Here is a 17,500-nt window from a genome sequence, read left to right on the forward strand (position 1 = left end):
CATAAGGAGGAATTTATATGAATGAAACTGATAAAAAATTCATCATACCAGAATTTGGTCCTCTTGCAGGTGTTAAAGTTGTAACTGCCGGCACACTTATAGCTATGCCGCACGCAGCAAATATGATGGCCGACTTTGGTGCAGAAGTAATACATATCGAACGCCCAAATACAGGTGATACGTATCGTGGTATGCCGCCTTTCGCAGAATGTAATGACAAGCAGATAAGTACAAGCTGGGCTCAGGATGCGCGAAACAGACTAAGTTTAACTCTGAATTTAAATCTTAATATTCCAGAAATAAGAGAAATATTTTTGGGTCTTATAAAGCAGGCCGATATTTTTATGGAAAACCTTGTATGGCTTGAGAAATATGGAATAACAGATAAGCTTTTACTCGAAACTAATCCTAAGCTAGTAATAGTACATATCAGCGGTTATGGAAAAGCACAGTTTGGCGGCAATCCTGATGTATGTAACCGAGCTTCGTACGACATGATAGGCCAGGCTTATAGTGGTTTTCTTAGTCTTAATGGTGAAAAAGAACCTTCGGTCCCATTGATTACAAAACCTTGGCTTAATGATTATGTGTCATCGCTATATGCTGTTTTTGGTGCTTTAACAGGCTATATACATGCTCAAAAAACGGGTATAGGCCAGGCTGTTGATGTTGCACAGTTCGAAGCTAATGCTAGAATAATGGCTGACACATTTGTATCTTTTACCGAAGCGGGAATTATTCGATCGAGAACAGGGTCAAAAGCAGCGGCCTTTCAACCGTGCGGGTTATTCCAAGATAAAAATGGAAACTATTTAGTTTTAGGAGCTTTTGGTCCGGTGGTATACAACAGGTTTATCAAGGCACTGCAGCTTGATGAGGAATACTACAGCTTTAAAGAATGTGCTTCGTCTATGGAAGCAGTTAATTCTGATAAAGGGCAGGAGTTGGACCGCAAAATAACTGAGTGGGTCGCTAAGCATAGAGTTGATGAGATTGTAGAACATCTAGCTAATTTTAAAGTTCCTTGTGCTAAGGTTAATACGGCAGCAGATGTCATTAATGACCAACATTGGATTTCCCGCGGCGACTTTATTGAATATGAGGATCAGACTTTGCAAAAGAAAATTAAAGCTTTTGGGATTATACCTAAATTTGAATCTACTCCCGGGCAGGTCTGGAGAGGGGCTCCGTCATTAGGACAAGATAATGAAGTTATTTTAACTAGATTACTTGGATTTACAGAAGAGCAAGTGCGAAGTTTGAAAGCTAAAGGTTTAATCTGATCTAAAAAAGATACCTTCCAATAACTGATTACTGAAAAAGCAGAATTACCTGGTTGGTAATTCTGCTTTTTCGGTTAATCGCAACTCTGCTGATATGCCTTGAGTTGATAATTTTAAAACAATATAACTAAACCAACGTTCTTTGCGCTTATAAAAAGGCGAACCGGGATTTAACATTAGTATTTTATTTTTAGTACAAATGCTAGGTTGGTGGCTATGTCCGTAAATAATTATATCGACTTTCTCATTGCAAAAAGCCGTATAGGCTCTTTCTAAAGTGTTTTTTCCACTACCGTGACCATGACATATGCCAATATGGTAATCCTCGATAACTACTTTCTTTTTCAGTGGAAGTAAATCATCGAAGCACGCGGCATCGTTGTTTCCGCGAACAGCAATTAAAATAGCTGCTCTCTCTAAAACTGGAATAACCTCTAGACCTACAAAATCACCTGCATGGATAATATAATCAACTTGTTCAATTCGGTTAATCCATAGTGAAATGCTTTCATGGGTGGTGCTAAGATGGGTATCAGATAGTACCGCAATCGTTATCATTGATACAATACCACCTAATGAATATATTCTGACTGGGTCCGAGGGCTGATGAAAAGTTTGCCTTGTGAATCTATCACCGCATATGTTACTTGAGAGGCGTGGCTGATTCCTTGTATACTAAGCTGCTCATTCAGCCAAACTTCCGAAAGGTTATTGTTTTGAAGGTTTTCTGCTATTATTTCGCCGTCCATAATCAGCTCAATCGGATATTGAACTCCAGCCTGCTCTACACCAAACTCCTTTTTAGTAACAGGCTGATAATCAGCCTTTTTGATAACACTTAAATCACCGGTTGTTTCGACAATTGCAAACTGTACTTCGGACGGATCTAAAACACCATTTATTCTAAGCTGACACGTTAGCTCATCTAGATCATAACGCATCTGTTTCATATTATTCTCTAATATACGTCCATTCTCAATAACTAAGGTAGGTGCTCCATCAATAAGTTTGCGCAGGGGACGGCTTCTGATTGTTATTTGGGACAGCAGATAAGTCAGCAAAACAAACAATAGTAAATCATAATAATGATTCCAAACTTTATCCGGCTCGGCTGCTGCAATATTAGCCGCGATAGAGCCAATAGTGATTCCGCTGACATACTCGTAAAATGTTAGCTGGCCGATCTGCGTTTTACCAAGAAATCTAGCAAATATTAATAAACTTATAAAGACAAGCGAAGTTTGCCAAGTATCACGAATTAGTTCCTGAATATCCAATACATTCACCTGCCCCTTATAAAGTATCATGACTATTTTATTATAGAGAGAATTAAACATCGGCTCACTCAGAAAGTATGTGCAGAATTTTTCAGTCTTATTATTTAATTGCGATAGATTTTTTAGCTCGCAATAAGAGAACTCATATGTTTGTACCATATCGTACCATAAGGCACATATAATATACATAAAGCAGTAAGCCTCATTATGAAAGAGGTCAACTCCGACTGTGGGCGCAGGGGGCTGATTATGGAGAGTGCCAACAATAAATAAAGCAATTATAATAATTGAAGGAGACAGCCTTTTATCCGGTTAGACTTTCTAGTAGAGCCGGAGTTTTGCCAGCTTGTATGTCTTTAAGTAAAAAAGACAGATAATTTAAAAGGAGGAACTTAATTGAAAAAAGATTTGAAAAAATACGTACTACTCGGAGTAGCTTCTTTAATATTTGCAACTTCAGCAATTCCGGCAGAGGCTGCAGAATTAAATCAAACTCAATACAATAATATCCAAAATTTCTATAATCAGTTAGCTAATAGTCCATTGGCAAAATACTTTAATGTTAAACAGCCCACGACTACTCCAAAACCTGCACCGGCGCCAGCTCCCGCACCAACTCCAACTCCAACCCAAACACAAACACCAGCCCCCACTACAAACACTGGGACAGCATCAATTTCGGCACAAGAGCAGCAAATGGTGAATCTTGTGAATCAGGAGCGCGCAAAGCAAGGGCTCCCAGCTTTACAAGTAGATTCACGTCTAGTTAAAGTCTCCAGAATGAAAAGTCAGGATATGATTAGCAATAACTATTTTGGGCATCAATCGCCAACTTATGGTTCACCGTTTGATTTATTGAAATCACAAGGTATAACTTATAAATACGCTGGTGAAAACTTAGCCGGGGCGGGCACAGTTGCAAAAGCTCATGAGATTTTAATGAATTCAGCAGGTCATCGTGCTAATATATTAGATCCGCGCTTTACCAAGATCGGTATCGGAATAATTAGCGGCGGTCCTTATGGTTTAATGGTAACTCAAACATTCATTGGATAAAAGATTTTAAAATTAAATAAGTAAGTTTAAAAACAACAAACCCTTCTATTAGATTGCAAAATTTGCAAAATCATAGAAGGGTTTTTATTAATTATCTCGAAATATAAAATCTGGAATTTCAATTGAATAAGGCATTGTGAAAATTATATCATAGTTTCATTTGGTTATTCAATAGATGTTTTCTAAAAGTGCAAAAATTTTTTGAATAATGAAGAATTTTTTGTAAGGATTGGTAGTAATAATTTTATAGACATCCTGTATTTACATTTATACAGGATCGTTGTATAGTAATAATATTGACACAGTGGGAAAAGTATAATTATTCATTGATTGAAACCTATTGGTATATTATTATACGGATAATTATGAGTTAAAATACTACTGATGTTAATATAGCGAATAATTATACAGTATTTCGCTGTATAATTTATATTTTGTTACCCTATATATAGAAAAAAGATAGAGAGAGAGAGGAGATTGTTTAATGGCAAGAAAAATGAAAACTATGGATGGTAACGCTGCTGCTGCATATGTCTCATATGCATTTACTGATGTGGCGGCTATCTATCCGATTACTCCATCTTCACCAATGGCTGAAAACGTCGACGAATGGGCGGCACAAGGCAAAAAGAATGTATTTGGACAAACCGTAAAGGTTATTGAAATGCAATCTGAGGCTGGTGCGGCTGGTGCTGTTCACGGTTCCCTGCAAGCAGGTGCTCTTACTACTACATACACCGCATCTCAAGGTCTTCTGTTAATGATTCCTAATATGTACAAAGTAGCGGGTGAACTTCTGCCTGCAGTTTTCCATGTGAGCGCGCGTGCATTAGCTGCTAACTCCCTTAACATCTTCGGTGACCACCAAGACGTTATGGCTGCTAGACAAACTGGCTGCGCTATGCTTGCAGAAAGCAGCGTTCAGCAAGTTATGGACTTGGGCGCAATTGCACATTTAGCTGCAATTAAAGGCCGTGTACCTTTCATTAACTTCTTTGACGGTTTCAGAACATCACATGAAATTCAAAAAATCGAAGTTTTAGAATTCGATGAACTTGAAAAACTTCTTGATTGGGATGCAGTTGCTGCATTTAGAAAAAATGCTCTAAATCCTGATCACCCTGTTGTGAGAGGTACTGCACAAAATCCTGATATTTATTTCCAGGAAAGAGAAGTATCCAATAAGTACTATGAAGCTTTACCTGAAATTGTTGAATCCTACATGGGCGAAATCAGCAAGCTGACTGGCAGAGAGTATCACCTGTTTAACTACTATGGTGCACCAGACGCTGACAGAATGATTATTGCTATGGGGTCAGTTTGTGAAGCTATCGAAGAAACCGTTGACTACTTGAACGCTAAAGGTGAAAAGGTTGGTCTTCTTACAGTTCATTTATACAGACCTTTCTCCCTTGAGCATTTCTTCAAATATATCCCTGAAACAGTAAAAACAATTGCAGTTCTTGATAGAACTAAAGAGCCAGGCGCTTTAGCTGAGCCTTTATATCTTGATGTTAAAACTGCTTTCTACAACAAGGCTTATCAGCCTAAAATCGTTGGTGGTCGTTATGCATTAGGTGGTAAAGATATCGTTCCTAGCCATATCGTAGCAATTTACGATAACCTTAAAGCAGAACAGCCTAAAGACGGCTTTACTGTAGGTATCACAGATGACGTAACTTTCAAGTCCCTTACAATTGGTAAAGATGTTGATACAACTCCAGCAGGAACTACAGCTTGTAAGTTCTGGGGTCTTGGTTCCGATGGTACTGTTGGTGCTAATAAAAGCGCTATCAAGATCATTGGTGATAAAACTGACATGTATGCTCAAGCCTACTTTGCATACGACTCCAAGAAATCTGGCGGTATCACCATGTCTCACTTGAGATTTGGTAAGCAGCCTATTAAATCACCATACCTAATTAACAAAGCTGACTTTATTTCATGTTCACAGCAGTCCTATGTAAATAAATATGATTTACTAGCTGGTTTAAAACCAAACGGTACTTTCTTATTAAACTGCACTTGGAACGAAGCTGAACTTGAAGAAAAGCTTCCAGCTGCTATGAAACGCTACATTGCTGACAACAACATTAACTTCTATATTGTTAATGCTGTTAAGACTGCTCAGGATCTTGGTCTTGGCGGCCGTTTCAATATGATTATGCAATCTGCATTCTTCAAGCTTGCTAACATCATTCCATTAGATCAAGCTGTTAAATACTTAAAAGATGCAGTTGTTGACTCTTATGGTAATAAAGGTCAAAAGATTGTTGACATGAACAATGCTGCGATCGATAACGGAATTGAAGCTCCTGTTAAAGTAACTGTACCTGCTTCCTGGAAGAGTGCTGTTGACGAAGCTGCTGCAGCTAAAGAAGTACCTGCTTTCATTAAGAATATTCTTGATCCTATGAACAGACAAGAAGGCGACAAACTTCCTGTTAGCGCATTTGTTGGCAGCATGGAAGATGGTACATTCCCACTAGGAACTGCTGCTTATGAGAAACGCGGTATTGCTATCGATGTTCCAGAATGGCAAGTAGAGAACTGTATCCAATGTAACCAATGCTCTTATGTTTGTCCGCATGCGGCTATTAGACCAGTTCTTGCAAATGCAGAAGAAGTTAAAAATGCACCAGAAGGCTTTACTGTAAAAGCTGCTATTGGTGTTAAAGATACTAGCTACCGTATTGCTGTTTCACCTCTTGATTGTGCAGGTTGCGGAAACTGTGCAGATATCTGCCCAGCTAAACAAAAAGCACTTATCATGAAGCCTCTTGAATCACAAGAAAACGAAATTGCTCTTTGGGATTATGCTATGACTGTATCCCCTAAAGCAAACCCTGTAAATAAATACACAGTAAAAGGCAGCCAGTTTGAGCAGCCATTACTTGAGTTCTCCGGAGCTTGCTCAGGTTGCGGCGAAACTCCTTATGCTAAACTTGTAACTCAACTATACGGCGACAGAATGATGATTTCTAACGCAACTGGTTGTTCTTCAATCTGGGGTGCTAGTGCTCCTGCTGTTCCGTACACAACTAACCATAAAGGTCAAGGTCCTGCTTGGGCTAACTCACTGTTTGAAGACAATGCAGAGTTTGGTCTTGGTATGTACCTTGGTACAAAAGCTGTTCGTGAGAACCTAGCAAACGATGTTAAAGCAGCTATCGAAGCTGGCGTTAGTGCAGAACTTGAAGCAGCTCTTACTGAGTGGCTTGAAAACAAGGATAAAGGCGAAGGCACTCGTGAGCGCGCAGATAAAGTTGCAGCTCTCATCGAGGCTGAAAAAGGCAGCAACCCACTTCTTAACAAGATTGCTGGCAGCACAGACTTCTTGGTCAAGAGATCACAATGGATATTCGGTGGAGACGGCTGGGCATATGATATCGGTTTCGGCGGCTTAGACCATGTGTTAGCTTCCGGCGAAGATGTAAATGTTCTAGTATTCGATACTGAGGTTTACTCCAATACAGGTGGTCAATCTTCAAAAGCTACCCCAGCTGCAGCTATTGCTCAATTTGCTGCTAGCGGTAAGAAGACAAAGAAGAAAGACCTTGGCATGATGGCTATGAGCTACGGTTATGTATATGTTGCTCAAATCGCTATGGGTGCTGATAAGAACCAAACTCTAAAAGCTATTGCTGAAGCAGAAGCATATCCAGGTCCATCCCTAATCATTGCTTATGCTCCTTGTATCAACCACGGTTTGCGTGTAGGTATGGGTTGCAGCCAGCTTGAAACTAAGCGTGCTGTTGAAGCTGGATATTGGGCAATGTACAGATTCAACCCAACACTTAAAGAAGCAGGTAAGAATCCGTTCTCACTTGATTCAAAAGAACCAAGTGCTAGCTTCCAAGAGTTCTTGATGGGCGAAGTAAGATACTCTTCCTTGAAGAGACAATATCCTGAATTCGCTGATGCTCTGTTCGCTAAAACTGAACAAGATGCAAAAGAAAGACTTGAAGGATACAAAAAACTTGCAGGCTTAGGCTGCGCAACACAAGAAGTAGCAGCTAGCAAAGAGTAATAATTAAATTATTAAAGGCATCTGATGACTTGGTCATCAGATGCCTTTTCTTTTTGATATATATTAAAAGAAGATCAGAATTTATTAACAAATCCTTGAATGAGCGGGTAGTTATAGAGTTTTCCATCAAGAACGCGTAAAGACGCAATTAATGATGTAATTACAAGGGAAATCCAAAGAATTGCAAGTATTGGGATAAGCAGTATGCCAATAAGTAATGAGCAAAGTATAGATACAACTAAAGAAACAATTAAAATTGCTAAATGGGCGATTAAAGCCTGTTTGGAGTGATGATATACAAAAGGATCATCTTTTTTTAATAGCATCAATATTAAAGGGGCAATAATAAAGCCTACGCCTCCTAAAAAATATGCTGTATGAGCAATAATTGCAAAAAGCTTTTGCTCTCCAGATACTGTTTCCATAAAGTACCTCCCTGGAAATATCATTTTAATCTTTATTATAATATATGATATCACCTATTGGGATTAACATCATCATAAAGAAGGTTGTTCGCAAGACTTGATAATTAAAATTGCATATTTTAGTGCTTACTGCATATAAATATTTTTGTCGGTTCTTTCCGCCTTGCTCCACATTGCAAAAACTTTAGATCATAAAGTTATTAAATTGCAATTTTAGAAATAAAATTCTGTATATTGAAATTTAATCGAATTGTAGGTGAGAATAGTTGTTGACCAATAGTTTGAATTAATGTATAATAACGGAACGCCTAGTTTCCATATTTTTCAAGTTACAAAGGAGGATGTTACAATGGTTGAGAAAAGAATAAAGCATTTATATAATAGGCTAATGGCATTAGGATATTCACCGTTTCATGTAGAACGAATATTGCAGGAAACTATTGGCATTCAAGATATATCTACCGTTGAATACGATCAGCAGCAAGACCTGATAAAGGTATTAGAGGAATACGAAAAACTTGGTACAGAATATATGATAGCTTATAGCAAGTAGTTTATGAATAAATCAGAGTTATATGTTATAAGATGAAAGGCGATTAAGCTTCAGCTTAATCGCCTTTCATCTACTTTATTAAGCTTTTCCGTTTGCGTCGTACTGGGAAGTCAATGAGCCTGTTTTACTAGTTTTTTTACTGTTAGTTGATAGAGTTGAAGAAGAGTAGTCGCCGTTAGCATCGGAAAGAGCAGTCATTGTACCATACTGTGATTTGCTGGCGCTAGTGCTGCCCGCGAAGCCGCTTGTTGTTGAGGAAGAGTAGTCGTTGTTAGCATCGGAAAGAGCAGTCATTGTACCATACTGTGATTTGCTGGCGTTAGTGCTGCCCGAGAAACCGCTTGTTGTAGAGGAAGAGTAGTCGCTGTTAGCATCGGAAAGTGCAGTCATAGTACCATATTGTGTTTTGCTGGCACTAGTGCTAGGAGAAGAGCTTGTTGTAGAGGAAGTGTAGTCACCGTTAGCATCTGAAAGAGCAGTCATAGTACCAAATTTAGCTTTACTTTCTGATGTTTTTTTAGAGTTCATTCGAAAACCTCCTTTAAATTAAATTCGACTCCTTTTATAGTATCTAAATCTTTTGCTAAACAATGCGTGGAATTATTTGCAACCATATCTCTTTATAAATAGAAAGGACAAATGTATACTAATATCTGAAATTACGACAATATATTAGCTTATAAATACAACAATGTTCGCGTGTACAAAACAAATGTTATAAATATATCGAAAAAATTAACAAAAATAGCTTGACAAAATGACTCCAGATTGGGATAATGTATACAACGTTACAAGGTTACACCTTGATACAAACGAAGTATAAATTACGAAACTTAATGATAAAAGTAATGATTGGGAATAAGGCACGGATAATCGTTTCAGAGAGCCGGTGGATGCTGTGAACCGGTACGATATGTTGCTAGACTCACCCATGAACTCTTTTGCTGAAACCGGCTGCTTAGCAGCCTGAGATAGGTGAAAGCGCAGCCTTGCGTTATAGGGGAAGTTGGTAATCCAGCGATGTAAGTATAATGTAGGGTGGTACCGCGGTTAATAACCGCCCCTATTGACGGATAGGTCAATAGGGGCGGTTTTATATTCCTAGTAAAGGGAGGGATGCCATTGAAGCACGTATTGTCGGTATTAGTACAAAATCAGCCAGGAGTATTGGTTCGTGTCGCCAGTATGTTTTCACGCCGTGAGTTTAATATAGACAGTTTAGCTGTTGGTGTTACCCAACTTCCCGAGTATTCTCGGATGACAGTCGTAGTTCACGGTGATCAAGCAATAGTTACTCAGATGATCAAACAGCTTGAAAAGCTAGTTGAAGTTGTTGCCGTACAGATACTGCCATCACATTCATCAGTAAGCCGCGGCATGACACTCCTAAAAATTAATGCTGATGGCGAAAAAAGATCAGAGATACTTAAAATGGCTGAAATATTTCGTGCCAAAGTAGTAGATGCCCAAAAGGCGACACTGATTTTGGAGATTACTGGTGACGATGAAAAGATTGATGCCTTTACCGAATTATTAGCACCGTATGGAATTTTGGAAACAATCCGCACTGGGTTAATCGGCTTAGAGCGGGGAGATAATACAATTTACAAAAGATGTGAGGAGAGAGATAATTATGGCGAAAATGTATTATGAACAAGATGCAAACTGGGATATGATCCAAGGTAAGACTGTAGCGGTTATTGGGTATGGTAGCCAAGGGCATGCGCATGCTCTTAATCTTAAAGATAGCGGAGTAAGAGTAATTGTAGGTTTATATGAAGGTAGTAAGTCTTGGAATAAGGCTGAGGCTGAAGGGCTTACAGTAGCTCCGGTAGCTCAAGCAGTTGCTGCAGCAGATATTACTATGATTCTTATCCCAGACGAAAAACAAGCAAAAGTGTATAAAGAAGATATTGCCCCAAATCTAAAAGCTGGCAGCGCATTGGTGTTTGCTCACGGTTTTAATATTCACTTCAATCAAATTGTTCCTCCAGATGATGTTGATGTATTCATGGTAGCTCCAAAAGGTCCTGGACATCTAGTGCGCCGGGTATTTACTGAAGGCGGCGGCGTACCTTGCCTAATGGCAGTATATCAAGACTATACAGGTACTGCCCAAGAAGTTGCTTTGGCTTACGCTCGAGGTATTGGCGGAGCGAGAGCAGGCGTACTTCCAACTACATTTAAAGATGAGACTGAAACCGACTTATTTGGCGAACAGGCTGTACTTTGCGGTGGTTGTACTGAACTTATCAAAGCAGGCTTTGACACCCTTGTAGAAGCAGGTTATGAACCAGAATTGGCATACTTTGAGTGTCTGCATGAAATGAAATTGATTGTAGATTTAATGTATGAAGGCGGAATGGCTGCGATGCGCTACTCTATCAGTGATACTGCTGAATATGGTGATTATATGATCGGTAAGCGTATTGTAACTGATGAGACTCGTGCCGAAATGAAGAAAGTATTAGCTGAGATTCAAAACGGTATATTCGCAAGAAATTGGATTTTAGAAAACCAATCTAATCGGGCTGAGTTTTCAGCAACTCGTCGTAGAGAAGCTGAACACCAAATCGAAAAAGTAGGTAAAGAACTGCGTTCAATGATGACATGGTTGAATAAGAAGTAATAACAAGAGGCTGTTGATAAACGAAATGAGGTAACTCATTAGTTTCTTAACAGCCTCACTGATAAAAAGATATTGAGGGGTGTGCGTTATGGATATAAAAACAATTAAGATTTTTGATACAACTTTACGCGATGGAGAACAAACTCCCGGGGTTTGTTTGGAAGCTAGCGAAAAACTTGAAATAGCGCAAGCCCTTGCCAAATTAAATGTCGATGTAATTGAAGCTGGTTTTCCTATTGCATCGCCCGGGGACTTTGCAGCAGTCAGTATGGTAGCGGCAAATATAAAAGGACCCACGATAGCAGCTCTAGCTCGAGCAAGCAAAAAGGATATTGACGCAGCTCGTCAGGCTTTAGAGAAGGCCGAGAGAGCTAGAATTCATACTTTTATTGCTACAAGCGATATTCACCTTGAGCACAAGCTGAAAATGAGCAGGGTCCAAGTGTTAGCGCAAGCCCAAGAAGCTGTGCGTTACGCTAAACAGTTTATTCAGGACGTCGAGTTTTCAGCAGAAGATGCATCACGCTCCGACTGGGATTTTCTCTGTCAGGTATACACAGCTGTTATCGCTGCTGGTGCAACAACTATTAATGTTCCAGATACAGTTGGCTACACAACACCAGCAGAGTTCGGTGCACTAATTAAGTATTTGCGTGAAAACATTCCTAATATTGATAAAGCAGTTATAAGTGTCCATTGCCATGATGATCTTGGAATGGCTGTAGCTAACTCGTTAGCTGCTGTCTCAAGCGGAGCTACCCAAGTAGAATGTACTATTAACGGCTTAGGTGAGCGTGCAGGTAATGCTGCGATGGAAGAACTAGTGATGGCTTTAAACACCCGTAAAGAATATTACAGAGCAGCTACAAATATTGATACAAGACAAATATATCGTTCATCAAGATTGGTAAGTACATTAACCGGTATTGTTATACCGCCCAATAAAGCAGTTGTAGGAGATAATGCTTTTGCCCATGAATCTGGCATTCATCAGCATGGAGTTTTAAATAACTCCTTAACATACGAGATTATTCAGCCTGAACTGATCGGTGTTAGTCGTAATAATATTGTTCTTGGCAAGCATTCAGGTAGACATGCATTTGAAGAAAGATTAAAACATTTAGGCTATGAGCTTGATAGTCAAGCGATTAACAATCTATTTGTACAATTTAAAGATTTGGCAGATCGTAAAAAAATGGTATTTGACCGTGACCTTGAGGCGCTTGTCAGTGTTAAAAAGGCGGAGATACCTGAGGTTTACCGACTGACATATCACAATGTTGTAAGCGGCAACAAAACAGTCGCTACAGCCTCTGTTCAGTTAACAAGCCATGGTAAAGTAGTTGAAAACGCTAGCTGCGGCGATGGGCCTGTTGACGCAATTTTTAAGGCAATAGAAAAGGCAGTAGGTTTTGAGGTTGGATTAAAAGATTATCTACTTAAGGCTGTAACTGCCGGTGAAGATGCTCTTGGTGAAGCTACAGTCTGGGTCGAGCGTGAAGAACGTATATTCAGCGGCCGCGGTCTTAGTACAGACGTTATTGAGGCAAGCGCTAAAGCTTATCTAAATGCTATTAATAAAATGCTGGCAGCCTGTGGCTGTCCATCCGAGGGGCAAGGCGAGGAGGTAATTTAACGATGGGAATGACGATGACAGAAAAGATTCTGGCCCGTCACGCTGGTTTAGCCAGTGTGCAGCCAGGACAATTAATAAAATGCAAGTTGGATCTGGTATTAGGAAACGATATTACCACACCGCCTGCTATCAAAGAGTTTAATAAAATCGGGCGTCCGGTATTTGATAACGAAAAAATTGTATTAGTACCAGACCATTTTACGCCGAATAAAGATATTAAATCTGCGGAAATGGCTAAGACTGTACGTGAATTCGCTAAGAGACATGAAATTGTGAACTACTTCGAGGTCGGGCGCATGGGAATAGAGCATGTACTGCTTCCGGAGCAAGGTCTTGTTGCACCAGGCGATGTAATAATTGGTGCGGATTCTCATACTTGCACTTACGGAGCTGTAGGGGCTTTCGCTACTGGCGTAGGCTCAACCGATATGGGAGCGGCAATGGCTACTGGAGATACTTGGTTCAAGGTCCCATCTGCAATTAAAGTTGAATTGAAGGGCAAGCTGCCAAAATGGGTAACTGGCAAAGATGTTATTTTAACACTTATCGGTATGATTGGGGTAGACGGTGCACGGTACCAATCCCTTGAATTTACAGGTGAAGGTGTAGCAGCCTTAACTATGACAGACCGTCTTACTATTGCTAATATGGCAATAGAAGCAGGTGCGAAAAATGGGATATTCCCGGTAGACGATATTACAAGGGAGTATATTAAAGACCGTGTCAAAAAACAGTATGAAGAAGTAGAAGCAGATGCGGATGCTGTTTATGATCAAGTAGTAACAATTGATCTAAATAAATTAGCCCCGGTTGTGGCATTACCGCACTTGCCGGAAAACGTAAAAACAATTTCTGAGGTTCCGGAAATAAGTATTGACCAGGTTGTAATAGGATCCTGTACCAACGGTCGTATTGAGGACTTGGAGCAAGCAGCGCAAATACTTGCTGGCAGAAGTGTACATCCATCTATTCGCGCAATTATTATACCTGGAAGCCAAGAGGTGTATTTAGAGGCTATGAAACGTGGTTTTATTGAAACCTTTATTAAAGCTGGTGCTGTTGTAAGTACACCAACCTGTGGCCCTTGTTTGGGTGGATATATGGGTATCCTAGCTTCAGGCGAACGTGCTGTAGCAACAACAAATCGTAATTTCCGTGGACGTATGGGTCATGTTGATAGTGAGGTTTATTTGGCTGGGCCATACGTGGCTGCTGCTAGTGCCGTACTTGGCCGCATAGCTGCTCCTGAGGAGGTAATAGCATGATTTTAGAAGGAAAAGTGTGGCGATATGGTGATAATGTGGATACGGATGTTATCATCCCAGCCCGTCACTTAAACACTTCAGAGCCCAAAGAACTGGCCGCTCATTGTATGGAAGATATTGACATTACCTTTGCCGCTAATGTGCAGGCAGGAGATATAATAGTAGCTGATAAAAATTTTGGCTGTGGTTCTTCTCGTGAACATGCCCCTGTGGCAATCAAGGCTAGCGGCATAACCGTAGTTGTTGCCGATAGCTTTGCCCGAATTTTCTATCGTAATGCTATCAATATTGGTTTGCCGTTGTTAGAGATTGGCGAAGCTGTAAAAAATATTAAAGCAGGCGATAAAATTCGGATTGACTTAAGTGCAGGAACAGTTGAAAACCTCGAAAGCGGCGAAGTATTCAAGTCTCAGCCGCTGCCTGGCTTCATTCAAGATATAGCTAAAGCCGGCGGTCTTGTTAACTATGTTAAGGAGGCGCGGTCATGAGTAAAAAGATAGTAGTTATTCCAGGCGATGGGATTGGTGGAGAAATTACCGATGCAGCTACTGCAGTGCTTAGAAAAGCTGCTCAAAAACATTCGATAGATTTAGAATTTGAAACACATCATGCTGGAGGGGCTGCCATAGATCTTTATGGCATTCCGCTTCCTGACAGCACGATAGAAGCAGCACGACAGGCTGATGCTGTACTACTCGGTGCAGTTGGAGGTCCTAAGTGGGATAACGTTGCACCAGACATCAGGCCAGAAAAAGCAATATTGGGTCTTAGGAAGGCTCTAGGGCTATATGCAAATCTCAGGCCAGTACGTGTGCCAGCTTCGTTGTCAGAATACTCACCCTTAAAGCCTGAAATTGTCAGTGACACTGATGTACTGATCGTTCGCGAGCTGACTGGCGGTATTTACTTCGGCGAAAAATGCGAAGCTACAGTAGTCGATGGTGTAGAGCAAGCATGGGATATAGAGGTTTATAGCGTCCCTGAAGTAACAAGAATTGTTGCTTTAGCCTGTCAAGCTGCTAAACTGCGTCGAGGCAAAGTTGTATCAGTTGATAAAGCTAATGTTCTAGCATCATCAAGATTGTGGAGACGTACAGCTGACAAAGTCGCTCAAGATCATGCTGATGTTGAGCTTAGTCACATGTATGTAGATAATTGTGCAATGCAGTTAGCACTTGCGCCGAAAAACTTTGACGTAATAGTTACAAGCAACTTGTTTGGAGATATACTAAGTGACGAGGCTGCTGTGCTAGGCGGCTCAATTGGTATGATGCCATCAGCTAGTATGGGTGAAGGCACCGGATTGTATGAGCCAATTCATGGTTCGGCTCCTGATATTGCAGGCAAAGGTATTGCAAACCCAATCGGTACTATCCTATCAGCGGCAATGCTGCTTCGTCATTCACTAAACGAAGAAGCGGCTGCTGCTAGTATTGAAAGTGCTGTAGATAAAGTATTAGCAGAAGGATATCGTACTGCTGATTTATATAGGGCGGGTCTTACTAAAGTTTCAACAGGAGAAATGACCCGCCTAATAGAAAACAATATTTAGAAAAGATTTCGCTATAGCGGAAAGAGGAGGCAGTCATGAAAATATCGGGTGCTAAGGCAGTAATTGAGTGTTTATTAGAACAAGGTGTAGATACTGTGTTTGGCTATCCGGGAGGGATGATACTGCCTCTGTATGACGCTCTCTATGATGCGGAAGGAATAAATCACATACTGACGGTACATGAGCAGGGAGCTGCTCATGCAGCTGACGGCTATGCTCGTGCGAGTGGGCGAGTGGGAGTATGTATCGCAACTTCTGGCCCAGGGGCGACAAATCTTGTTACCGGCTTAGCTGCAGCTTATATGGATTCCGTACCAGTTGTTGCAATAACAGGTCAAGTGCCAACAAATCTGCTTGGGCGAGATGCTTTCCAAGAGGTCGATATTACCGGCATTACCATGCCTATAACAAAGCATAATTTTCAAATTAAAGATATACGGAAGTTGCCGCAGCTTTTACGCCAGGCATTTAAAATAGCAAAGAGTGGTAGACCAGGTCCTGTACTTGTTGATATTCCAAGAGATGTTCTAAGCTCTGAGTTTAACTTTGACACAATTCCGCTGGCGCCAGTACCTGAGTGGAAGCTGACTAGGAGAGTAGAAAGCCTTATTCAAGAGGCGGCAGAAGTCATTAGCAAGGCAAGAAGACCGGTTATTGTTGCCGGTGGCGGTGTTATATCTGCTGGAGCCAGCAATGAATTAATGAATCTTGCCGAGGCTAATCAATTGCCTGTCGTGAGCACTTTAATGGGGCTTGGTTCATTCCCTGCCTCTCATCCACAATTCTTAGGGTTAACTGGTTTGCATGGCTGGCAAGCAGCTAATAATGCTGTTCATGATGCTGATGTAATCATTGCTGCAGGCAGCCGTTTTAGCGATAGGCTTACAGGCAACAGAGCTCAGTATTCTACGGATAAAGTAGTTATTCATATTGATATTGATCCTGCTGAAATAGATAAAAATGTTCTTACTCACTTAGGCTTGGCAGGGGAAATGAGAACAATTTTATCAATGCTTAAGCAGTATACTCAGCCAGGCAATACTGATGAGTGGTGGAGTATAATTGATAGCTGGAAAAAGCAGTATGTGTATAACTACGATGAGAGTATTTTAAATGTACCATGGGTTATGAGGAAAATAGCCGAAAGTACTGCTGACAAGTCAGTCATTTTTACGACAGATGTAGGACAGCATCAGATGTGGGCTGCGCAACATCTAAAGATCGAAAAACCCCGCACGTGGCTAACATCTGGCGGCCTTGGGGCAATGGGTTTTGGTTTGCCTGCTGCACTTGGGGCACAGTTGGCGGCAAAAGATAAAAAAGTAATTCATATTGTTGGTGACGGCGGGATGAAGATGACTGGTAATGAGCTTTATACCATTGCGTCGCAGCGTCTGCCAGTCTTATCAATAATAATAAATAACAGTGGGTTAGGTATGATTAGACAACTTCAGCATGCTTTTTATGACAAAAGATATACGGCTTGCTGTTTGCCGCCCGATGTTGATTTCACCCTTTATGCCAAAGCCTTTGGTGTAAATAGTACTGCTGTCAACAGTGCGGCTGAGTTCGTTAAAGCCTTCGATTCAGCATTAGCATCTGACCTGCCTGAAGTTATTGTTGTAAATGTCGCTAAGAATTTTGTGACACCAATGATTACTCCGGGAGCGGCCCTGAACGAATTTGTTGAAATGTGATAGTTTAAAACGGGAATATAAAATCCACTTCATTTTTGTGAAGTGGATTTTATATTCCCGTTTAGTATGTAGCCTGCATATTAGTATAGAAAGTTTT

15 protein-coding genes and 1 other annotated feature are annotated in these 17,500 nt (G+C 40.6%); of the genes, 11 read left to right on the forward strand and 4 right to left on the reverse strand.

Annotated features, from left to right (window positions below; genetic code table 11):
• Window positions 1–17: 17 nt before the first annotated feature.
• The gene (locus V6C17_RS00690) at window positions 18–1,283 is read left to right on the forward strand and encodes a CaiB/BaiF CoA transferase family protein (protein ID WP_333520637.1); all 1,266 of its coding nucleotides are present in this window, start codon (window positions 18–20) and stop codon (window positions 1,281–1,283) included.
• Between the two features lie 45 nt (window positions 1,284–1,328).
• Here V6C17_RS00690 and V6C17_RS00695 read toward each other — a convergent pair whose 3' ends face one another.
• On the reverse strand, window positions 1,329–1,841 hold the full coding sequence (locus V6C17_RS00695; protein WP_333520638.1) for a metallophosphoesterase family protein: 513 nt from the start codon (window positions 1,839–1,841) through the stop codon (window positions 1,329–1,331).
• Between the two features lie 14 nt (window positions 1,842–1,855).
• Window positions 1,856–2,560, reverse strand: a complete 705-nt coding sequence (locus V6C17_RS00700; protein WP_333520639.1) for a DUF421 domain-containing protein — start codon at window positions 2,558–2,560, stop codon at window positions 1,856–1,858.
• A gap of 396 nt (window positions 2,561–2,956) precedes the next feature.
• On the opposite strand from V6C17_RS00700, the gene V6C17_RS00705 reads away from it, so the two are divergent.
• Together V6C17_RS00705 and nifJ are read left to right on the forward strand one after the other, a co-directional pair.
• Complete coding sequence (locus V6C17_RS00705; RefSeq protein WP_333520640.1) at window positions 2,957–3,616, forward strand: CAP domain-containing protein; 660 nt, start codon at window positions 2,957–2,959, stop codon at window positions 3,614–3,616.
• Window positions 3,617–4,100: 484 nt separating this feature from the next.
• Window positions 4,101–7,646 carry a pyruvate:ferredoxin (flavodoxin) oxidoreductase gene (gene nifJ / locus V6C17_RS00710; RefSeq protein WP_333520641.1) on the forward strand — a complete coding sequence of 1,182 codons (3,546 nt, stop codon included), beginning with the start codon at window positions 4,101–4,103 and terminating at the stop codon, window positions 7,644–7,646.
• A gap of 74 nt (window positions 7,647–7,720) precedes the next feature.
• Here the strand turns inward: nifJ and V6C17_RS00715 are convergent, their stop codons facing one another.
• Complete coding sequence (locus V6C17_RS00715) at window positions 7,721–8,071, reverse strand: DUF4870 domain-containing protein (RefSeq protein WP_333520642.1); 351 nt, start codon at window positions 8,069–8,071, stop codon at window positions 7,721–7,723.
• Window positions 8,072–8,420: 349 nt separating this feature from the next.
• Between V6C17_RS00715 and V6C17_RS00720 the strand changes: the two genes are divergently transcribed.
• Window positions 8,421–8,624 carry a hypothetical protein gene (locus tag V6C17_RS00720; protein ID WP_333520643.1) on the forward strand — a complete coding sequence of 68 codons (204 nt, stop codon included), beginning with the start codon at window positions 8,421–8,423 and terminating at the stop codon, window positions 8,622–8,624.
• A gap of 78 nt (window positions 8,625–8,702) precedes the next feature.
• Here V6C17_RS00720 and V6C17_RS00725 read toward each other — a convergent pair whose 3' ends face one another.
• Window positions 8,703–9,152 carry a hypothetical protein gene (locus tag V6C17_RS00725; RefSeq protein ID WP_333520644.1) on the reverse strand — a complete coding sequence of 150 codons (450 nt, stop codon included), beginning with the start codon at window positions 9,150–9,152 and terminating at the stop codon, window positions 8,703–8,705.
• A 311-nt stretch (window positions 9,153–9,463) separates the two neighbouring features.
• Window positions 9,464–9,692 (forward strand) — a binding site (T-box leader).
• A gap of 54 nt (window positions 9,693–9,746) precedes the next feature.
• On the opposite strand from V6C17_RS00725, the gene ilvN reads away from it, so the two are divergent.
• From ilvN to ilvB, 7 genes are all read left to right on the forward strand, one after another.
• A complete protein-coding gene (gene ilvN, locus V6C17_RS00730) occupies window positions 9,747–10,277 on the forward strand; it encodes an acetolactate synthase small subunit (RefSeq protein WP_333520645.1) in 531 nt (176 codons plus the stop codon).
• Entirely contained in the window at window positions 10,258–11,253 is a 996-nt protein-coding gene (ilvC, locus tag V6C17_RS00735; protein WP_333520646.1) for a ketol-acid reductoisomerase, read from the forward strand. The genes ilvN and ilvC overlap by 20 nt, the downstream gene beginning before the upstream one ends.
• A gap of 88 nt (window positions 11,254–11,341) precedes the next feature.
• The gene (locus V6C17_RS00740; protein WP_333520647.1) at window positions 11,342–12,889 is read left to right on the forward strand and encodes a 2-isopropylmalate synthase; all 1,548 of its coding nucleotides are present in this window, start codon (window positions 11,342–11,344) and stop codon (window positions 12,887–12,889) included.
• Between the two features lie 2 nt (window positions 12,890–12,891).
• Window positions 12,892–14,154, forward strand: a complete 1,263-nt coding sequence (leuC, locus tag V6C17_RS00745; RefSeq protein ID WP_333520648.1) for a 3-isopropylmalate dehydratase large subunit — start codon at window positions 12,892–12,894, stop codon at window positions 14,152–14,154.
• A complete protein-coding gene (gene leuD / locus V6C17_RS00750) occupies window positions 14,151–14,642 on the forward strand; it encodes a 3-isopropylmalate dehydratase small subunit (protein WP_333520649.1) in 492 nt (163 codons plus the stop codon). The genes leuC and leuD overlap by 4 nt, the downstream gene beginning before the upstream one ends.
• Window positions 14,639–15,706 carry a 3-isopropylmalate dehydrogenase gene (gene leuB / locus V6C17_RS00755; protein WP_333520650.1) on the forward strand — a complete coding sequence of 356 codons (1,068 nt, stop codon included), beginning with the start codon at window positions 14,639–14,641 and terminating at the stop codon, window positions 15,704–15,706. The genes leuD and leuB overlap by 4 nt, the downstream gene beginning before the upstream one ends.
• A gap of 35 nt (window positions 15,707–15,741) precedes the next feature.
• Window positions 15,742–17,403, forward strand: a complete 1,662-nt coding sequence (gene ilvB, locus V6C17_RS00760; RefSeq protein WP_333520651.1) for a biosynthetic-type acetolactate synthase large subunit — start codon at window positions 15,742–15,744, stop codon at window positions 17,401–17,403.
• Window positions 17,404–17,500: the final 97 nt, after the last annotated feature.

The sequence above is a fragment of the Dendrosporobacter sp. 1207_IL3150 genome (genome assembly GCF_036763085.1).
In the GTDB taxonomy this organism is placed as follows: Bacteria; Bacillota; Negativicutes; order DSM-1736; family Dendrosporobacteraceae; genus JBAIYU01.

Bases quoted from the DNA above. Each gene is read 5' to 3' on its own strand.
- leuC (WP_333520648.1), top strand. From the start codon at position 12,892: ATGGGAATGACGATGACAGAAAAGATTCTGGCCCGTCACGCTGGTTTA.
- V6C17_RS00695 (WP_333520638.1), bottom strand. From the start codon at position 1,841: ATGATAACGATTGCGGTACTATCTGATACCCATCTTAGCACCACCCAT.
- leuD (WP_333520649.1), top strand. From the start codon at position 14,151: ATGATTTTAGAAGGAAAAGTGTGGCGATATGGTGATAATGTGGATACG.
- leuB (WP_333520650.1), top strand. From the start codon at position 14,639: ATGAGTAAAAAGATAGTAGTTATTCCAGGCGATGGGATTGGTGGAGAA.
- V6C17_RS00715 (WP_333520642.1), bottom strand. From the start codon at position 8,071: ATGGAAACAGTATCTGGAGAGCAAAAGCTTTTTGCAATTATTGCTCAT.
- V6C17_RS00725 (WP_333520644.1), bottom strand. From the start codon at position 9,152: ATGAACTCTAAAAAAACATCAGAAAGTAAAGCTAAATTTGGTACTATG.
- nifJ (WP_333520641.1), top strand. From the start codon at position 4,101: ATGGCAAGAAAAATGAAAACTATGGATGGTAACGCTGCTGCTGCATAT.
- V6C17_RS00740 (WP_333520647.1), top strand. From the start codon at position 11,342: ATGGATATAAAAACAATTAAGATTTTTGATACAACTTTACGCGATGGA.
- V6C17_RS00690 (WP_333520637.1), top strand. From the start codon at position 18: ATGAATGAAACTGATAAAAAATTCATCATACCAGAATTTGGTCCTCTT.
- V6C17_RS00720 (WP_333520643.1), top strand. From the start codon at position 8,421: ATGGTTGAGAAAAGAATAAAGCATTTATATAATAGGCTAATGGCATTA.
- ilvB (WP_333520651.1), top strand. From the start codon at position 15,742: ATGAAAATATCGGGTGCTAAGGCAGTAATTGAGTGTTTATTAGAACAA.
- ilvC (WP_333520646.1), top strand. From the start codon at position 10,258: ATGGCGAAAATGTATTATGAACAAGATGCAAACTGGGATATGATCCAA.